We start from the raw sequence: 16059 nt of genomic DNA, 5'->3' as shown, positions 1-16059 counted from the left end.
GCGTATCCGCCGTTCGAAGGAATCCCCGTGACCGACCTCTCCCCCGCCCTCGAGTCGACTCTGCGCGGCTGGTTCGACGCCCACCCCGTGGTCTCGCCCTCGGTCAACTACGGCGTCTTCGACCGCGACGGCGTGATCTTCCAGCACGGCGTCGGCGAGCACCGGTTCGACGGACGGACGCCGCAGCTCGACACCGTGTACCGCATAGCCTCGATGTCGAAGAGCTTCGAGATGGCGCTCGTCCTGGTGCTGCGCGACCGCGGCCTGCTCTCCCTCGACGACCGCGTGTCGGCCCACGTGCCGGAATTCAGCGACCCGGTGGATGACGCGGGCGTCGAGCTGCCCGTCACGATCCACATGCTCATGAGCAACTCGTCGGGACTGCCGGAGGACAACGGCTGGGCCGACCACGAGCTCGCCCTGAGCCGCGAGGACTTCCTCGCGGTGGTGGGCCGGGGCCTGCACTTCGCCGACCTGCCCGGTTCGGGCTACCAGTACTCCAACATCGGCTTCTGGCTGCTCGGCGTCATCGTCGAGAACGTGTCGGGGCTGCCGTTCGCCGACTTCTCCCGGCAGACCCTGCTCGATCCGCTCGGTCTCGACGACACCCGGTACGACGCGGCGCGCTACGGCGACGACCACGACCTCGCGCTCGGGTTCGGCACGTTCGACGAGGGTGCCACCTGGTTCGACCGCCCGTTCGTCGGCACCGGAATCGGCGGGTGCGCCGCGAGCATGTTCTCGACGATCACCGACATCGCCCGGTGGAGCGCCTGGCTGTCGAGCGCCTTCGACCCGTCGAACACGGATGACGCGCTGCTCAGCCGCGCGTCACGACGCGAGATGCAGCGCATCCACACGTTCGCGCCGTCGCCGTCCGACTTCCCCGACGTGCAGAGGCTCGAGGGGTCGGGCTACGGGCTGGGCCTCGTCGTCGAGCAGGACGTGCGGTTCGGGTCGATCGTGCAGCACGCCGGCGGGCTGCCCGGCTGGTCGTCGAACATGCGCTGGCACGCGGCATCCGGTCTCGGCGTCGTGGTCTTCGCGAACACGAACGGCGTGCGTCCCGGCATCGCCGCCGCGGGGATCCTGCGCGCGGTGCTCGAGGAGCTCGACGTGCCCGCGCGTCCCGTGGCGCTCTGGCCGTCGACGGTCGACGCCGCAGTCGCCGTCGAAGCGGCGGTCGACGCGGGCACGCTGGCCGCGGCCGCGGCCCTGTTCAGCCCCAACCTGCTGAGCGACGTCTCGGCCGAGGTGCGCGACGGGCGCCTGGCGAAAGCGGTCGCCGAGGTCGGCGGGCTCACGGAGAGCCGCGCTCCCCTGGCGGACCGGCTCGCCTGGACGACCGCAGGCGCGTACCTGGCCTGGACGCTCCCGGGCATGACCGGCACGCTCGAATTGCGTATGGAGATGACGCCGACGACGCCGGCGATGATCCAACGTCTCGACATCGAGGTGCAGAAGCCGGTCACGGGGCTCTCCCCCGTGACCCGGCACTACCTGCCGACGCTGTAGCGGGTCAGAGCCACTTCTCCGCGAGGTGCTCGGCGACCACGCGACGCACGGTGCCGGAGCGGCCGCGGAGGATGATGCTCTCGGTGCGGATCGCGGGGCCGTGCTTGCGCACGCCGTCGACGAGCTGGCCGTCGGTGACGCCGGTGGCGACGAAGTAGGTGTTGTCGCTGGTGACGAGGTCGTCGATGTGGAGGACACGGTCGAGGTCGTGCCCGGCGTCGATGGCGCGCTGGCGCTCGTCGTCGTCGCTGGGCAGCAGGCGGCCCTGGATCAGGCCGCCGAGGGCCTTGAGCGCGCAGGCCGTGATGATGCCCTCGGGGGTGCCGCCGGTACCGACGCACATGTCGATGCGGGTGCCGTGCATGGCGGCGTTGATGCCGCCGGCCACGTCGCCGTCGAGCATCAGGCGCGTTCCGGCGCCCGCCTCGCGGATGTCGTTGATGAGCTGCGCGTGGCGGGGGCGGTCGAGCACGGCGACGACCATGTCGGAGACGTCCTTGTTCTTGGCCTTGGCCAGAGCGCGGATGTTCTCGCCGATGGGGCGGTTGAGGTCGACGACGCCGTGGCCCTCGAAGCCGGTGACAATCTTCTCCATGTAGAACACGGCGGAGGGGTCGTACATGGCGCCGCGGTCGGCGACGGCGATCATGCTGAGCGCGTTCTGGCGGCCGGCCGCGGTGAGCGAGGTGCCGTCAATCGGGTCCACGGCGATGTCGCAGGCAGGGCCTTCGCCGCTGCCGACGTGCTCGCCGTTGTAGAGCATGGGGGCGTGGTCCTTCTCGCCCTCGCCGATGACGACGAGGCCGTCGAACTCGACGGTGCCGAGGAACTTGCGCATGGCGTCGACGGCGGCGCCGTCGGCGGCGTTTTTGTCGCCGCGGCCGATGAACGGGACGGCGCGGATGGCGGCGGCTTCGGTCGCGCGCACCAGCTCCATTCCGAGGTTGCGGTCGGGGTGCTGGTAGAGGGTGCCGGTTTCGGGGCTCACGGTATTTGTCGTCCTCGGTGTCGATTGCGTGGCGCTGTGGTGAAATTCGATAGCCGAATCAACGTCAGCCCCAGTCTACCCGCGGGCCTCCGGCGGCCGAGGCCCCGCGTGTCCCGACGGCTCCCGTTCGCCAGACCCGGCTCGCTAGACTTCCAGCGGTAAACGTTCGTATTCCCAGTGGAGGCCAGTTATGCCCATCGCAACCCCAGAGCAGTACGCCGAGATGCTCGACAAGGCGAAGACCTCGGGCTTCGCCTACCCGGCCATCAACGCGTCGTCATCGTCGACGATCAACGGCATCCTGCAGGGCCTCACCGAGGCGGGTTCCGACGGGATCATCCAGGTCACCACCGGCGGCGCCGACTTCTTCGCCGGCCACACCGTCAAGGCCCGGGCGTCCGGAGCTCTCGCCTTCGCCGCCTTCGTCACCGAGGCCGCGAAGAACTACCCGATCACCGTCGCACTGCACACCGACCACTGCCCGAAGAACGCCCTCGACGACTTCCTCCTCCCCCTCATCTCCGCCTCCGAGGCCGAGGTGAAGGCGGGCCGCAACCCGATCTTCCAGAGCCACATGTGGGACGGCTCGGCGGTCCCGCTCGACGAGAACCTCCGCATCGCGCAGGAGATCCTGCCGCGCATGAAGGCGATCAACTCCGTTCTCGAGGTCGAGATCGGCGTCGTCGGCGGCGAGGAAGACGGCGTCAGCCACGACATCAACGAACACCTCTACACGACGCTCGACGACGCGATCGCGACCGTCGAGGCGCTCGGCCTCGGCGAGCAGGGCCGGTACATCGCCGCCCTCACCTTCGGCAACGTGCACGGCGTCTACAAGCCGGGCAACGTCAAGCTCAAGCCCGAGCTGCTCGGCGAGATCCAGGCCGGCATCCAGGCCAAGTACGGCACCGGCCCGAAGCCGCTCGACCTCGTCTTCCACGGCGGATCCGGCTCGACCGACGAGGAGATCGCCCTCGCCGTCGCCAACGGCGTCGTGAAGATGAACATCGACACCGACACCCAGTACGCCTACAGCCGGTCCGTCGCCGACACCGTGCTGCGCAACTACGACGGATTTCTCAAGGTCGACGGCGAAGTCGGCAACAAGAAGGTCTACGACCCGCGCTCGTGGGGAAAGATCGCCGAGAGCGCCCTCGCCGCCCGCGTCGCCGAGGCGACGAAGCAGCTCGGCTCCGCCGGCTACTCCGGCAAGTAATCAGTCCTGGTCGTCCCCTCGCGCGGGAACCTGGAATCTCAGGAGATCGCGTGAGGGGTCCCAGCTGAGCGACTCGACGGTCGTCTGCAGGGTGAGGTAGTACGGCGCGAGCATCATCGCGCGACGTCCCTCGGGCAGCGAGAAGTCGAGGCTCAGGGCGACGGCCGTGGAGCCGTCGTCCTCGCCCCGCAGTTCGATGAAGAGCGACCCGATCGCGGCCGCCGGGTTGTCGATGACGCCCATCAGCAGCGCCCGCAGCGCCGTGCGCTGGGCCGAGTTCATCCGGTCGGCCCGGTTGTCGGGGTCGACCACGTAGATGCGCCCGAACAGCGCGATCGAGTCGAGCCAGGTGCGGTTGGCCTGGCTGACCAGGTCCGAGCGCAGCTGCCGCGCGAGCTGTCCGGCGAGCGCGCGGTCGGCCGCCGTCACCTCCCCCGCGGCGGCGATCCCCTCGAGGAACGGCGCCACCCGGTTGCCGAGCCGGGCCAGCGTGCGGCGCTCCACCCGGCGGGCCGCCTCCTCGCTCGCGGCCTCCGACGCCGGCGGTACCGTCCCCGCTCCGATGAGCAGCTTCTGCGTGCTCGACACCACCACGAAGCAGAAGGTCGCGGTGGCGACCGTCGCGACCACCACGGCGCTGCCCGCGATGAACGCGAGGCTCACCGGCGGCCACACCTCGTCCGGCCCGGCGAAGGCGTAGTAGGCGCAGACCGAGGTCGCGACGCTGAGCGTGATGCCGTAGCAGAGCACCTGCCGCACGCTCGAGAACGGGCCGAGGGTCGCGATGATGAAGCCGACCCCGACCGGCGCCCACCAGTGCTGCACGAGCATGTCGGAGCCCATGGCGCTGAACGTGGAGAGCACCAGCCCGGCGAGCGCGAGCCCCAGGGGCACCAGCGCCTGGCGCAAGCCGAACTCGGGGCGCAGCGGGCGGGTCCAGACCTGGATGAGCAGGCAGGCGAACGCGATCAGGCCGATGGCCACGACGTCGAGCCAGCCCCGGTCGCCGAGATTCCAGGTGGCGGCGATCGTGCTGAGGGCGACCACGAGGGCGAGCGCGCCGAACGAGATCGGCACGAGCGGCCGGGTGTACCAGCTGAGCGGGTCGATCCGCTGCGGCGAAACCCGCAGCGCCTCGCGGCTCACGGCACGACCTCGTCGAGTTCGGCGCCCGGCACGCTGATCAGCACCGAGGTGCCGCTGCCCGGCGTCGACCAGATGCGCACCGACCCGCGGTGGGCGGTGATGCGGCTGACGACCGAGGTGCGCAGCCCGAGCCGGTCGACCGCGATCGCGTCGGGGTCGAAGCCGACACCGTGGTCGACCACCATGACCGTGACCGCCTCGTCGGTGGTCGAGACGACGAGCTCGGCCGACGACGTGCCGGCGTGCTTGAGCACGTTGTCGAGACAGGCACGGACGGCGAGGATGAGGGCGGCCGAGGCGTCGGGGGTGATCCGGATGACGGTACTGGAGTCTCCGGTGACGTCGACCGAGAGTCCGCGCCACTGGAAGTCCGACACGAGCGCCTCGAGCGCGTTGCGCAGCACGGCGTCGTGCGGGGAGACGGCGGCGGGGTCGGCCGATTCGCGTAGCCACGCCGCGTCACGCAGGGTCGCGACATCCGCCCTGAACCGCTCTCTCGCCCGGGCATCGATCGGACCCGAGGAGTTCATCACCGCGGTGAGGTCGCTCAGCACCGTGTCGTGCACGATGGCCGCCGCGCGCTGCTCGAACTGGTTCTCGATGGCGAGCCGCCGGGTGTCGTCTTCGAGCCGCACCAGGTCGGGGATCTGCTTGTTCTGGTTGGCGTTGACGACGACGAGCGCCACGAAGGCCCCCGCGTAGACGACGACCGCGATCGTCGGCCCCCAGCCGGGCTCGATCGGCACGCCGACGACGAGGGACGAGACGACCGCGACCGCGAGCGACAGCAGGTAGCCGAGCAGGCTCCAACGCAGGCCGGCGAGCGGCCGCGCGATCGAGACGCCGCCGAGCACGAGCACCATGGCCGGCCGGTTGAGGATGAATCCCGCCTCGCCGTTGAGCGTGGGGTCGGCCGACAGCAGCAGGATCGCGTAGACGAGAGCGCTCGCGCTGCCTCCGGCGAGGTAGAGCACCCGGGTCGCCGTCGAGGGCCGCACACCGCTCGCGACCAGCAGCAGGATCATGACGGCGAGGCAACAGAGCGGCGCCCAGAGCATCGCGCTCAGCCCGCGGTCGACCAGGACGTCGACGAGCACGGGGATCGTGAGCACGAGGATGGCGAGGGCGACACCCCATGCTGCACGCGACACCGCGGTGGTGATGACTCTCGACGCGACCCCGCGGGGAAGAATGGCGACCCGCGCCGACGTCGACACCGGCGGCTAACTCTGACTGGTGACCCAGGCTGCCAGGGCCGGGTCTGCGGTCATTGCCACGAGCACCAGTGCGAGCATCAGGATGCCGGCGACGGCCCCGCCGACGAGAGGGACGAAGAAGGCCACCCGTTTGGCGCGTATCCGCAGCACCGTGAGAACGAGGGTGGCGAGATACAGAACAGACTGACTGACGAGGATGGCGATGCCGATACTGTCCGCGAGGCCGTCGCTGGTGTACTCGCCGTAGCCGGCCTGCGCGTAGACCTCTCTCAGCACGGCGGAGAAGTCCAGCAGCCCGGCGAACGAGGACCCGACGGTGTAGGCGCCGAAGATCAGCAGCGTCACGCTGAGTGCGAAGTCCCACTGCTTGGGTGCCGGAGATGCGCCGGCGACGCGGGTCGCGGGGTCGGGCGCGACCAGACCCTGGTCGGACACGGGCGAGTAGGAGGGCGACGGGCTGACGACGGGCCCGGCCTCGACGGGGATACCGCCGGCCGCGATCTGCTCGTCGACGCTCGCGTACTCGCCGTACTGGGGTCGGGGGCGCTGGTCGCTCACGCGGTCTGCCAATCGAGTTTGCGCACGCGGCCGCCGAGGCCGCGCTCGTCGGAATTGCCGTCGGCGTCTTTGCGGAGCTCCTTGGGGAGCGAGAACATGAGGTCTTCCTCGGCTGTCACGACCTGGCTGACGTCGCCGTAACCGGCGTCGGCGAGGTCGTCGAGCACCTCCTGCACGAGAACCTCGGGGACCGAGGCGCCGCTGGTCACACCGACGGTGACGACGCCGTCGAGCCACTCCTGCTGGATCTCGCTGGCGTAGTCGACGCGGTACGCCGCCTTCGCGCCGTATTCGAGTGCGACATCCACGAGTCTCATCGTGTTCGAGCTGTTGGACGACCCGACGACGATGACCAGGTCGGCATCGGCCGCGACCTTGCGGATGGCCACCTGGCGGTTGGTCGTGGCGTAGCAGATGTCGTCGCTGGGCGGGTCCTGCAGGTTGGGGAACCGCTCGCGCAGCAGACGCACGGTCTCCATCGTCTCGTCGACGCTGAGCGTGGTCTGCGAGAGCCAGACGACGTGGTCGGGGTTCTTCACGACGACGTTCGCGACGTCGGCGGGGCTGCCGACGAGGGTGGTGCGCTCGGGCGCGTGGCCCATGGTGCCCTCGACCTCTTCGTGGCCGTGGTGGCCGATGAGGAGGATCTCGAAGTCCTGCTTGCCGAAGCGCACGGCCTCGCGGTGAACCTTGGTGACCAGCGGGCAGGTGGCGTCGATCGCGTCGAGCTGGCGGTCGGCGGCACCCTGCACGACGGCGGGCGAGACTCCGTGGGCGCTGAAAACGATGTGCGAACCCTCGGGCACCTCGTCGACGTCGTCGACGAAGATGGCACCCTTCTTCTCGAGGGTGGAGACGACATGGATGTTGTGGACGATCTGCTTACGCACGTAGACCGGTGCGCCGAAGCGGTCGAGGGCCTTCTCGACGGCGATGACCGCCCTGTCCACCCCAGCGCAGTAGCCGCGGGGGGCCGCGAGGAGAACCCGCTTGGTCCCGGCCACCGGGGTATCCTTGAGCCTGTTCCGCAGCGCGGGAACGCGCGGCATCTCGAGATGCACCGCGGCGTTTCCGTTAGTGATATTGCTCACGCAGAGATTCTACGCGGCGTACGCACGCACTTCCCTGTGCGTGATTTTTATGGGAGGGACACCTTGGTCGAGTTCACACCGGACGCCCCGCCCACCGTCGACACCCCGTGGCCCGTCGGCCTGCTGTCGGCGAAGATCAAGGGCTGGATCGACCGGCTCGGCACGGTCTGGGTCGAGGGCGAGATCACCCAGTGGGGCGTCTCCGGCGGCAACGTCTACGGCAAGCTCAAAGACCTCGAGGCCGACGCCACCGTGGGCTTCACGATCTGGTCGTCGGTGAAGGCCAAACTGCCCGCCGACCTCAAGCAGGGCGACCGCGTCGTCGCCCTCGTCAAGCCGAACTACTGGGTCAAGGGCGGCACGCTCACGATGCAGGTCTTCGAGATGCGGCACGTGGGTCTCGGCGACCTGCTCGAGCGGCTCGAACGCCTGCGCCAGCAGCTCGCGGCCGAGGGCCTGTTCGCGCTCGACCGCAAGAAGCCGCTGCCCTTCCTGCCCGCCATGATCGGGCTCGTCACCGGCAAAGACAGCGACGCCGAGAAAGACGTGCTGCGCAACGCGCAACTGCGCTGGCCCTCGGTGCGCTTCCGGGTGGCGCACGCCGCCGTGCAGGGCGACCGCGCCGTCGGCGAGGTGACCGCCGGCATCCGCCTGCTCGACGCCGACCCCGAGGTCGACGTCATCATCGTCGCCCGCGGCGGCGGCGACTTCCAGAACCTGCTGGTCTTCAGCGACGAATCGCTCGTGCGGGCCGCGGCCGCCTGCGAGACCCCGCTGATCAGCGCCATCGGCCACGAGGCCGACCGACCGTTGCTCGACGAGGTCGCCGACCTGCGGGCTTCCACCCCGACCGACGCCGCCAAGAGAGTGGTGCCGGATGTCGCGGAGGAACTCGCGGGAGTGGCACAGGCCCGATCGCGCATCGGCACCCGCGTCACCAACCTGCTCACGCACGAGATCGACCGCCTCGAGCAGCTTCGCACGCGTCCGGTGCTCGCCAACCCCGTCTCGCTCGTCGACTCGCGCGCCGAGGAACTTACGCGCTGGGTGGCCCGCAGCCACGAACTGGTCGACCGGGTCGTGGAGCGGTCGCTCACCCGCGTCGGCGAACTCGCCGGCCAGTTGCGCGCCCTCTCGCCGCAGGGCACCCTCGACCGCGGCTACGCGATCGCGCAGCTGCCCTCGGGTGCCGCACTGCGCGACGTGGCCGACGCCCCCGTCGGCACCGGGCTTGTCCTCACCCTCGCGACCGGACGCGTCCATTCCACAGTCGACGAGTCTCCGATCGAGAGCTAGGTAGAATCTTTCCGTGGCAACAGCACAGAACTCCGACGTCTCGGCCCTCAGCTACGAGCAGGCCCGCGACGAACTCGTCCGGGTCGTCCACGAGCTCGAGCAGGGGTCGTCGACCCTCGAAGAATCGCTCGCCCTCTGGGAACGCGGCGAGGCCGCGGCCAAGCGCTGCGAGGAGTGGCTGCTCGGCGCCAAGGCACGGCTCGATGCCGCGCGCTCTGCGAGTTCGGACTGACCGTGGCGAACAAGACCCCGGTCACCACCCGCGTCAAGCCGCCGGCGATCGTCGCCGAGCTCGGCCGCCCCGAGACGCCGGAGGAGACCGCCGCCCGCAAGGCGGAGAACTCCCGCAAGCACCGCGCCAACCAGACGCTGCGCAACCTGATCTGGTCGCTCGTCGCCTCGGTCGGGCTCATGCTCCTGCTCGTCATCGTGGTCGTGCGCCCCAGCCAGCCGGCTGCCGAACCCGTCGACTACGCGACAGTCGCGGAGCAGGCGCAGCCGGGCATCGACGAGCCGCTCGCCGTACCGGTGCTGCCGCCGCAGTGGGCCGCCAACAGCGCCGACCTCGGCGAGGCGCAGGACGGCATCTCCACCTGGTACATCGGGTTCATCACCCCCGCCGAGCAGTTCGTGGCTCTCAGCCAGGGCATCGGCGCCAACCCCACGTGGCTGAACACCCTGCTCGACCAGAACCTGCCCACCGGAACCGAGACCGTCGACGGTATCGAGTGGACGCTCTACGACCACCGCGACGCCGAAGACCCCGGCAACCTCGCGTACGCCATGGTCGCCGAAGCGGGTGAGAGCACGTTCGTCCTCTACGGCACGGCCGACAGCAACGAATTCCGCACCATCGCGGGTTCTCTCAGCACCGACATCCAGAACAGCATCGACGCCGCGGAGGGCACGGAGTGACGAACGCAAACAAGACGCCCGCCAAGGCGTGGGAAGAAATGGCGCGCGGCAACGAGCGCTTCGTGGCGGGAGCACCGCTGCACCCCCGGCAGGATGTCGAACGACGTGCCGCCCTCGCCACCGTGCAGGAGCCCGACGCGGCCCTGTTCGGCTGCAGCGACTCGCGCCTCGCGGCCGAGATCATCTTCGACAAGGGCATCGGCGACCTGTTCGTCGTGCGCAACGCCGGGCAGATCATCTCCGACTCGGTCGTCGGCTCGCTCGAGTACGCGGTCAGCGTGCTGAAGGTGCCGCTCATCGTGGTGCTCGGCCACGACGAGTGCGGCGCCGTGCGCGCGGCCATCGAGTCGCAGGACGAAGACGCACCCCTGCTGCCCCCGCACATCTCGCACCTCATCTCGAAGATCGTGCCGGCCGTGCGCCGCGTCGGCGGGTCCGACGAGGGCCCGATCGCGGCGTCCAGCCTCGACGCCCACGAGGTCGGACGGGAGCACCTGCGCGACACGATCCGCGAGCTCATCGAGTCGTCCGAGCTCATCAGCGACGGGATCGCCGCGGGTACGCTTGCTGTCGTGGGAGCGAACTACCGGCTGCTCGAGGGCCGTGCGGTTCCCGACATCCGTGTCGGCAATCTCTAGCCCCACACCACACACCAACGGAAGGCCCAACGACGTGACCACCTCCCCCGCTGCACCCGAGTTCCGTGTCGAACACGACACCATGGGTGAAGTACTCGTTCCCCTCTCCGCCCTGTACGGGGCGCAGACACAACGTGCGGTCGAGAATTTCCCGATCTCCGGCGCCGGACTCGAGCCCGCCCAGATCGTCGCGCTGGCCCGTATCAAGCGCGCCGCGGCCATCGTCAACGGATCGCTCGGCATCATCGACCAGGCCATCGCCGACGCCGTCGTCGGTGCCGCCGACCAGCTGATCGCCGGCCACCACCACGACCAGTTCCCCGTCGACACGTACCAGACCGGCTCGGGCACGTCGTCGAACATGAACATGAACGAGGTGCTCGCCTCGCTTGCCAGCACCGCGCTCGGGTCGCCCGTGCACCCCAACGACCACGTCAACGCCTCGCAGTCGTCGAACGACGTGTTCCCGACCTCGGTGCACGTGGCCGTGACCGGAGCGCTGCTGGGCGACCTCATCCCCTCGCTCGAACACCTCGCGGCGGCGTTCGACGTCAAAGCCGAGCTCTGGAAGACCGCGGTCAAGGCCGGCCGCACCCACCTCATGGACGCGACGCCCGTCACCCTGGGCCAGGAGTTCGCGGGCTACGCACGCCAGATCCGCCTCGGCATCGACCGCGTCAACGCCACGATCGTGCGCGTCGCCGAGGTGCCGCTCGGCGGCACGGCCGTCGGCACCGGCATCAACACCCCGGCCGGCTTCCCGCAGAAGGTCATCGCACAGCTCGCCGACGACAGCGGACTGCCGATCACCGAGGCGCTCGACCACTTCGAGGCGCAGGGCGCACGTGACGCGCTCGTCGAGGCGTCCGGCGCGCTGCGGGTCATCGCCGTGTCGCTCACCAAGATCAGCAACGACCTGCGCTGGATGGGCTCCGGCCCCAACACCGGACTCGGCGAGCTCAGCATCCCCGACCTGCAGCCCGGATCGTCGATCATGCCCGGCAAGGTCAACCCCGTGATCCCCGAGGCCGTCATCATGGTCGGCGCCCGCGTGATCGGCAACGACGCGACGATCGCCTGGGCCGGCGCGACCGGCAACTTCGAACTCAACGTGGCCATCCCCGTGATGGGCACCGCGCTGCTCGAGTCGATCCGCCTGCTCTCGAACTCGACCGTACTGCTCGCCGACAAGACCGTCGACGGACTCGAGGCCAACCTCGAGCACGCCCGCGCGCTGGCCGAGTCCAGCCCGTCGATCGTCACGCCGCTGAACAAGTTCATCGGCTACGAGTCGGCGGCGAAGATCGCGAAGCACGCCGTCAAGCAGTCGATCACGGTGCGCGAGGCGGTCATCGATCTCGGCTTCGTCGAGCGCGGCGAGCTCACGCTGGAGCAGCTGGACGGCGCCCTCGACGTGCTGTCGATGACGCACCCCGGCTAGGGATTCACGTCACGACGCCCGTCCCGGTTTCCCGGGGCGGGCGTCGTCGCGTTCGCGCCAGGTGCCCCGATGTCCGCGCGGGGTCGCGTCCCGGGCCATAGATCGCCGACGCGCGGTCTCGTCCAGCGCCCCCTCGCCGACGGACTGCGTCGTACAGCGCCGGCACTCGCCGACGGACTGCGTCGTACAGCGCCGGCACTCGCCGACGGACGGCGTCGTGATTCGCGGACGGACGGCGTCGTGATTCGCGGCACAATGCTGTTCCCCAACCCTCGGAAGAGCATTGTGCCGCGAATGAGCGCGACGACCGGCTCGCGGAGCGTGTCCACGGGGGTAGGCGTCGGCCCCGGCATCCCGCCCGGGGTTTCGACGGGCTCAACCCGCGAGGGGATTCGACGGGTTGGGCGTCGGTTGCGGCATCCCGTGTCTGGATTTCGACGAGCTCCACCCGCGGGGCGGGCTCACGCGATGTGAGGGGCGGAAGTGGGCGAAACGAGGTCGAGCCTGCCGAAACCGCGGGAGGTTTCGACAGGCTCGACCGAGTCGACCCGCGAAAACGGCTAGGCCAGCTCGTTCGACTCCAGCATCTCGGTGACGAGCGCGGCGATGGCGCTGCGCTCCGACCGGGTGAGGGTGATGTGCCCGAACAACGGGTGGCCCTTGAGCGACTCGATGACCGAGGCGACGCCGTCGTGGCGTCCGACCCGGAGGTTATCCCGCTGGGCGACGTCGTGGGTGAGGATCACACGCGAGTTCTGCCCGATGCGGCTGAGCACCGTCAGCAGCACGTTGCGTTCGAGCGACTGCGCCTCGTCGACGATGACGAACGCGTCGTGCAGCGAGCGACCGCGGATGTGCGTGAGCGGCAGCACCTCGAGGATGCCGCGTTCCAGCACCTCGTCGAGCACGTTCTGCGAGACGACCGAGCCGAGGGTGTCGAACACGGCCTGCGCCCACGGGTTCATCTTCTCGGCGGCGTCGCCGGGGAGGAAGCCGAGCTCCTGGCCGCCGACCGCGTAGAGCGGGCGGAACACCATGATCTTGCGGTACTGCTGCTTCTCGAGCACCGCCTCGAGACCGGCGCAGAGCGCGAGGGCCGACTTTCCGGTGCCCGCGCTTCCGCCGAGGGAGACGATGCCGATCTCCTGGTCGAGCAGCATGTCGATCGCGAGGCGCTGCTCCGCGCTGCGGCCGTGCAGCCCGAAAATGTCGCGGTCGCCTCGCACGAGGCGCATCTGGCCGCGCGCGGTGACCCTGCCGAGGGCCGAACCACGGTCCGAGTGGATGACGAGGCCGGTGTTGACCGGGATGTCTTGCACGGTGCGCGAATCCAACTGTTCGTTGTCGTACAGCTGGTTCATCTGTTCGGAGCTGAGGGTGATCTCGGCCTGCCCGGTGTAGCCGGAGTCGACGGCGAGCTCCGCTCGGTACTCCTCGGCGGCGAGGCCGATCGAGGCGGCCTTCACCCGCAGCGGGAGGTCCTTCGAGACGACGGTGACGGCGAGTCCGTCGTTGGCGAGGTTGAGGGCGACCGCGAGGATGCGCGAGTCGTTGTCGCCGAGCTGGAGGCCCGACGGCAGGACGGACATGTTGGAGTGGTTGAGCTCCACACGGAGGGTTCCGCCCTCCCCCACCGCGATGGGGAAGTCGAGCCTTTCGTGCTGCACTCGGAGTTCGTCAAGGTTGCGGAGGGCCTGGCGCGCGAAATACCCGATCTCCGGGTCGTTGCGCTTCGACTCCAACTCGCTGATGACGATGACCGGCAGAACCACGGCGTGTTCCGCGAAACGGAAAACGGCCTTCGGGTCAGACAGCAGAACCGAAGTGTCGAGCACATAGGTGCGCTCCGCCGTAGCGGCCTTCGGATCCGTCGCGCTGGTGGTGTTCTGCTGGGGGCTAACGTTGTGGGCCACGTGCACTCCATCCCCGAGTGACGCGCACTCGGATCCAGTCTGCGAAGACGGCCAATTACGTTACGAAACGAACTTACGTGGCCGTCTCGACCAGGCGCCATACCTGATGGAATTGACGCTAAGCCTCGAAACCCCGGTCGCGATAATCGACACGCCCAGCCGAATGTGTCCGGCAGGTTAAACGTTGATCGCCGACCCGAAGCTGGTGAACGCGCCGCGGAGCATGTCGAAGGTGTCCTCGCCGGTGCTGACGTGTGCGCTGAGCCGGATCGACCCGTCGCGGCTCGTGCTGGTGATGCCGTGGTTGAACAGCGAGGCGACGAGCACGGTGAGCTGGTCGGCCGCCGGCGTGACGACGACGATCCCCGCGCGCTCGCTCTCGGCCCGCGACGAGGTCACCGGGATGCCGAACTCGTCGGCGAGGTCGATGATGCGCGTGGTCTTCTCGATTATGCGGTCGCGGATGGCCGGCACTCCGACGACGGCGATCTCCTCGAGGGCGGCAGCGAACCGCGCCTGCGCGACGGGATCGGGGTTGCTCACGCTGAAGGCCTTGGCACTGCGGGCGGGCGGCAGGATCTCGTCGACGGGGGCGTCGTCGCGCTCCGTGCCGGTGAAGCCCGAGAAGACGGGGGTGAGCTGGTCGACGGCCCGGTCGCTGAGGGCGAGGAAGCCGGTTCCCCAGCCGGATCGGACCCACTTCTGCCCGCCCGATACGACGACGTCGGCGACCTGGTAGGGCGCATCCACGACACCGAAGCCCTGAATCGCATCGACGACGAGCAGGCGGTCGCCGATGACCTGGCGGATGCCCTCGATGTCGGTGAGGTAGCCGGTGCGGAAGTCGACGAGGCTGACCACCACGGCGGTGATGGCCGGCGTCAGCTGGTCGCGCAGGTTGCCGGGGGTGATGCGGCCGTGATCGGTCTCGAGCCAGAGCGGGGCGAGCACGCCGAGCGACTCGGCCGCGCGGTCGGCGGCGTACGGCACGCTGGGGAAGTCGCCGGCCGACAGCGCGACGCCGCCGGTGATGCCGAACATGGCGTGCATGAGCCCCTGGCTCGTGTTCGGCTGGAAGACGATCTGGTCGGGACGGAACCCCGTGACGCCCGAAACGGCCTCGCGCACGCGGAGGTCCTGGCCGGTGTCGAGGGCGTCGAGACTGCCGAACCGGGCGTGCGAGAGCACGTCGGTCTGGGCCCGCTGCTCCTCGAGCACGGTGCGGCCGACCGGGCCGACGCGCGCGAAGTTGAGGTAGCCGGGTTCTTCGCCGAACTGGTCGGCGTAGTCGTCGATGGTCATCAGGATCCGAATCGTCGCTGTCGTTTGGCGTAGTCGCGAAGCGCGCGCAGGAAGTCGACCTCGCGCAGGTCGGGGCCGAGCGCCTCGACGAAGTACAGCTCGCTGTGGGCGCTCTGCCAGAGCATGAAGTCGCTCATCCGCTGTTCTCCCGACGTGCGGATGACGAGGTCGGGGTCGGGCTGGCCCTGCGTGTAGAGGTGCTCGGCGATGAGCTCGGGCGTGAGCAGCTCGGCGAGGTCGTCGAGCTTGCCGCCGTCGGAGTTGTGCTGGTGCACGATGCTGCGCACGGCGTCGGCGATCTCGCGGCGGCCGCCGTAGCCGACGGCGAGGTTGACGTGCAGGCCGGTGTTCGCGGCGGTTTTCTTCTCCGCGGCACCCATGGCGTCGATGAGCGACTGCGGCAGGCCGTCCTTCGTGCCCACCTGCTGCACGCGCCAGTCCTTCGTGTCGGCGAGGTCTTCGCTGAGCTCCGCGATGATCTCGAACAGCTGGTCGAGCTCTTCGCTCTGGCGGTTGACGAGATTGTCGTTCGACAGCAGGTAGAGCGTGACGACGGAGATTCCGAGCTGGTCGCACCAGGAGAGGAACTCGTGGATCTTGAGCGCCCCGGCGCTGTGGCCGTGCGCGGCGGTCTCGAGGCCGCGCTGGCGCGCCCAGCGGCGGTTGCCGTCGAAAATCATCGCCACGTGCTGCGGCATCGCGTTCGTCGCGAGACTACGGCGCAGCCGTCTCTGGTAAAGACCGTAGAGAAAGTTGCGGCCGAGAGGAGCTTGCCTGTCTTTCACAGGCCTACGCTAGCCCAATCTCGACGACCGGCAGGTGC

Annotated in this window: 15 protein-coding genes; 7 read left to right on the top strand and 8 right to left on the bottom strand. The window is 69.3% G+C overall.

Features of this window, described 5'->3' with window-relative positions; translation table 11 throughout:
- Positions 1 to 27: 27 nt before the first annotated feature.
- Positions 28 to 1515 (top strand): serine hydrolase, encoded by a 1488-nt coding sequence (locus HD599_RS03290; RefSeq protein ID WP_184233604.1) that lies wholly within the window; start codon positions 28 to 30, stop codon positions 1513 to 1515.
- 4 nt (positions 1516 to 1519) lie between these two features.
- Here the strand turns inward: HD599_RS03290 and glpX are convergent, their stop codons facing one another.
- The gene (glpX, locus tag HD599_RS03285; RefSeq protein ID WP_184240249.1) at positions 1520 to 2452 is read right to left on the bottom strand and encodes a class II fructose-bisphosphatase; all 933 of its coding nucleotides are present in this window, start codon (positions 2450 to 2452) and stop codon (positions 1520 to 1522) included.
- 241 nt (positions 2453 to 2693) lie between these two features.
- Between glpX and fbaA the strand changes: the two genes are divergently transcribed.
- Positions 2694 to 3719: a class II fructose-bisphosphate aldolase gene (gene fbaA, locus HD599_RS03280; protein WP_184233602.1), complete on the top strand. Its 1026-nt coding sequence runs from the start codon at positions 2694 to 2696 to the stop codon at positions 3717 to 3719.
- On the opposite strand, the gene HD599_RS03275 is transcribed toward fbaA, so the two are convergent.
- The 4 genes from HD599_RS03275 to HD599_RS03260 are packed head-to-tail and all read right to left on the bottom strand — an operon-like array spanning position 3720 to position 7689.
- Positions 3720 to 4865, bottom strand: coding sequence for a hypothetical protein (locus HD599_RS03275; protein WP_184233600.1), 1146 nt, complete (start codon positions 4863 to 4865; stop codon positions 3720 to 3722).
- Positions 4862 to 6082, bottom strand: coding sequence for a sensor histidine kinase (locus HD599_RS03270; protein ID WP_184233598.1), 1221 nt, complete (start codon positions 6080 to 6082; stop codon positions 4862 to 4864). Before HD599_RS03270 ends, HD599_RS03275 begins: the two co-directional genes overlap by 4 nt.
- A 6-nt stretch (positions 6083 to 6088) precedes the next feature.
- Positions 6089 to 6640 (bottom strand): DUF6264 family protein, encoded by a 552-nt coding sequence (locus HD599_RS03265; RefSeq protein WP_184233596.1) that lies wholly within the window; start codon positions 6638 to 6640, stop codon positions 6089 to 6091.
- Positions 6637 to 7689, bottom strand: a complete 1053-nt coding sequence (locus HD599_RS03260) for a 4-hydroxy-3-methylbut-2-enyl diphosphate reductase (protein WP_184240247.1) — start codon at positions 7687 to 7689, stop codon at positions 6637 to 6639. Before HD599_RS03260 ends, HD599_RS03265 begins: the two co-directional genes overlap by 4 nt.
- Before the next feature lie 105 nt (positions 7690 to 7794).
- On the opposite strand from HD599_RS03260, the gene xseA reads away from it, so the two are divergent.
- Genes xseA through HD599_RS03235 form a run of 5 tightly spaced genes read left to right on the top strand, consistent with a single transcriptional unit; the run spans position 7795 to position 12021 of the window.
- Entirely contained in the window at positions 7795 to 9027 is a 1233-nt protein-coding gene (gene xseA, locus HD599_RS03255) for an exodeoxyribonuclease VII large subunit (RefSeq protein WP_246376078.1), read from the top strand.
- 13 nt (positions 9028 to 9040) lie between these two features.
- A complete protein-coding gene (locus HD599_RS03250) occupies positions 9041 to 9259 on the top strand; it encodes an exodeoxyribonuclease VII small subunit (RefSeq protein WP_184233592.1) in 219 nt (72 codons plus the stop codon).
- Between the two features lie 2 nt (positions 9260 to 9261).
- Entirely contained in the window at positions 9262 to 9942 is a 681-nt protein-coding gene (locus HD599_RS03245; protein ID WP_184233590.1) for a DUF4245 family protein, read from the top strand.
- 38 nt (positions 9943 to 9980) lie between these two features.
- Positions 9981 to 10580 carry a carbonic anhydrase gene (locus HD599_RS03240; protein WP_184240245.1) on the top strand — a complete coding sequence of 200 codons (600 nt, stop codon included), beginning with the start codon at positions 9981 to 9983 and terminating at the stop codon, positions 10578 to 10580.
- Between the two features lie 34 nt (positions 10581 to 10614).
- Positions 10615 to 12021, top strand: coding sequence for a class II fumarate hydratase (locus HD599_RS03235; protein WP_343061858.1), 1407 nt, complete (start codon positions 10615 to 10617; stop codon positions 12019 to 12021).
- A gap of 560 nt (positions 12022 to 12581) precedes the next feature.
- On the opposite strand, the gene phoH2 is transcribed toward HD599_RS03235, so the two are convergent.
- From phoH2 to HD599_RS03220, 3 genes are all read right to left on the bottom strand, one after another.
- Positions 12582 to 13934: an RNA 5'-3' helicase PhoH2 gene (gene phoH2, locus HD599_RS03230; protein ID WP_343061857.1), complete on the bottom strand. Its 1353-nt coding sequence runs from the start codon at positions 13932 to 13934 to the stop codon at positions 12582 to 12584.
- A gap of 177 nt (positions 13935 to 14111) precedes the next feature.
- Positions 14112 to 15236 (bottom strand): aminotransferase class V-fold PLP-dependent enzyme, encoded by a 1125-nt coding sequence (locus tag HD599_RS03225; protein WP_246376077.1) that lies wholly within the window; start codon positions 15234 to 15236, stop codon positions 14112 to 14114.
- Positions 15236 to 16021, bottom strand: a complete 786-nt coding sequence (locus HD599_RS03220; protein ID WP_184233588.1) for an isoprenyl transferase — start codon at positions 16019 to 16021, stop codon at positions 15236 to 15238. Before HD599_RS03220 ends, HD599_RS03225 begins: the two co-directional genes overlap by 1 nt.
- Between the last annotated feature and the right edge of the window lie 38 nt (positions 16022 to 16059).

This window comes from Conyzicola lurida (assembly GCF_014204935.1).
Classification (GTDB): Bacteria; Actinomycetota; Actinomycetes; order Actinomycetales; family Microbacteriaceae; genus Conyzicola; species Conyzicola lurida.
The sequence above is the reverse complement of the archived record's forward strand: the minus strand, read 5'-3'. Positions and strand labels throughout refer to the sequence as shown.

Bases quoted from the DNA above. Each gene is read 5' to 3' on its own strand.
- HD599_RS03260 (WP_184240247.1), bottom strand. From the start codon at position 7,689: ATGCCGCGCGTTCCCGCGCTGCGGAACAGGCTCAAGGATACCCCGGTG.
- HD599_RS03225 (WP_246376077.1), bottom strand. From the start codon at position 15,236: ATGACCATCGACGACTACGCCGACCAGTTCGGCGAAGAACCCGGCTAC.
- fbaA (WP_184233602.1), top strand. From the start codon at position 2,694: ATGCCCATCGCAACCCCAGAGCAGTACGCCGAGATGCTCGACAAGGCG.
- HD599_RS03240 (WP_184240245.1), top strand. From the start codon at position 9,981: ATGGCGCGCGGCAACGAGCGCTTCGTGGCGGGAGCACCGCTGCACCCC.
- glpX (WP_184240249.1), bottom strand. From the start codon at position 2,452: ATGGAGCTGGTGCGCGCGACCGAAGCCGCCGCCATCCGCGCCGTCCCG.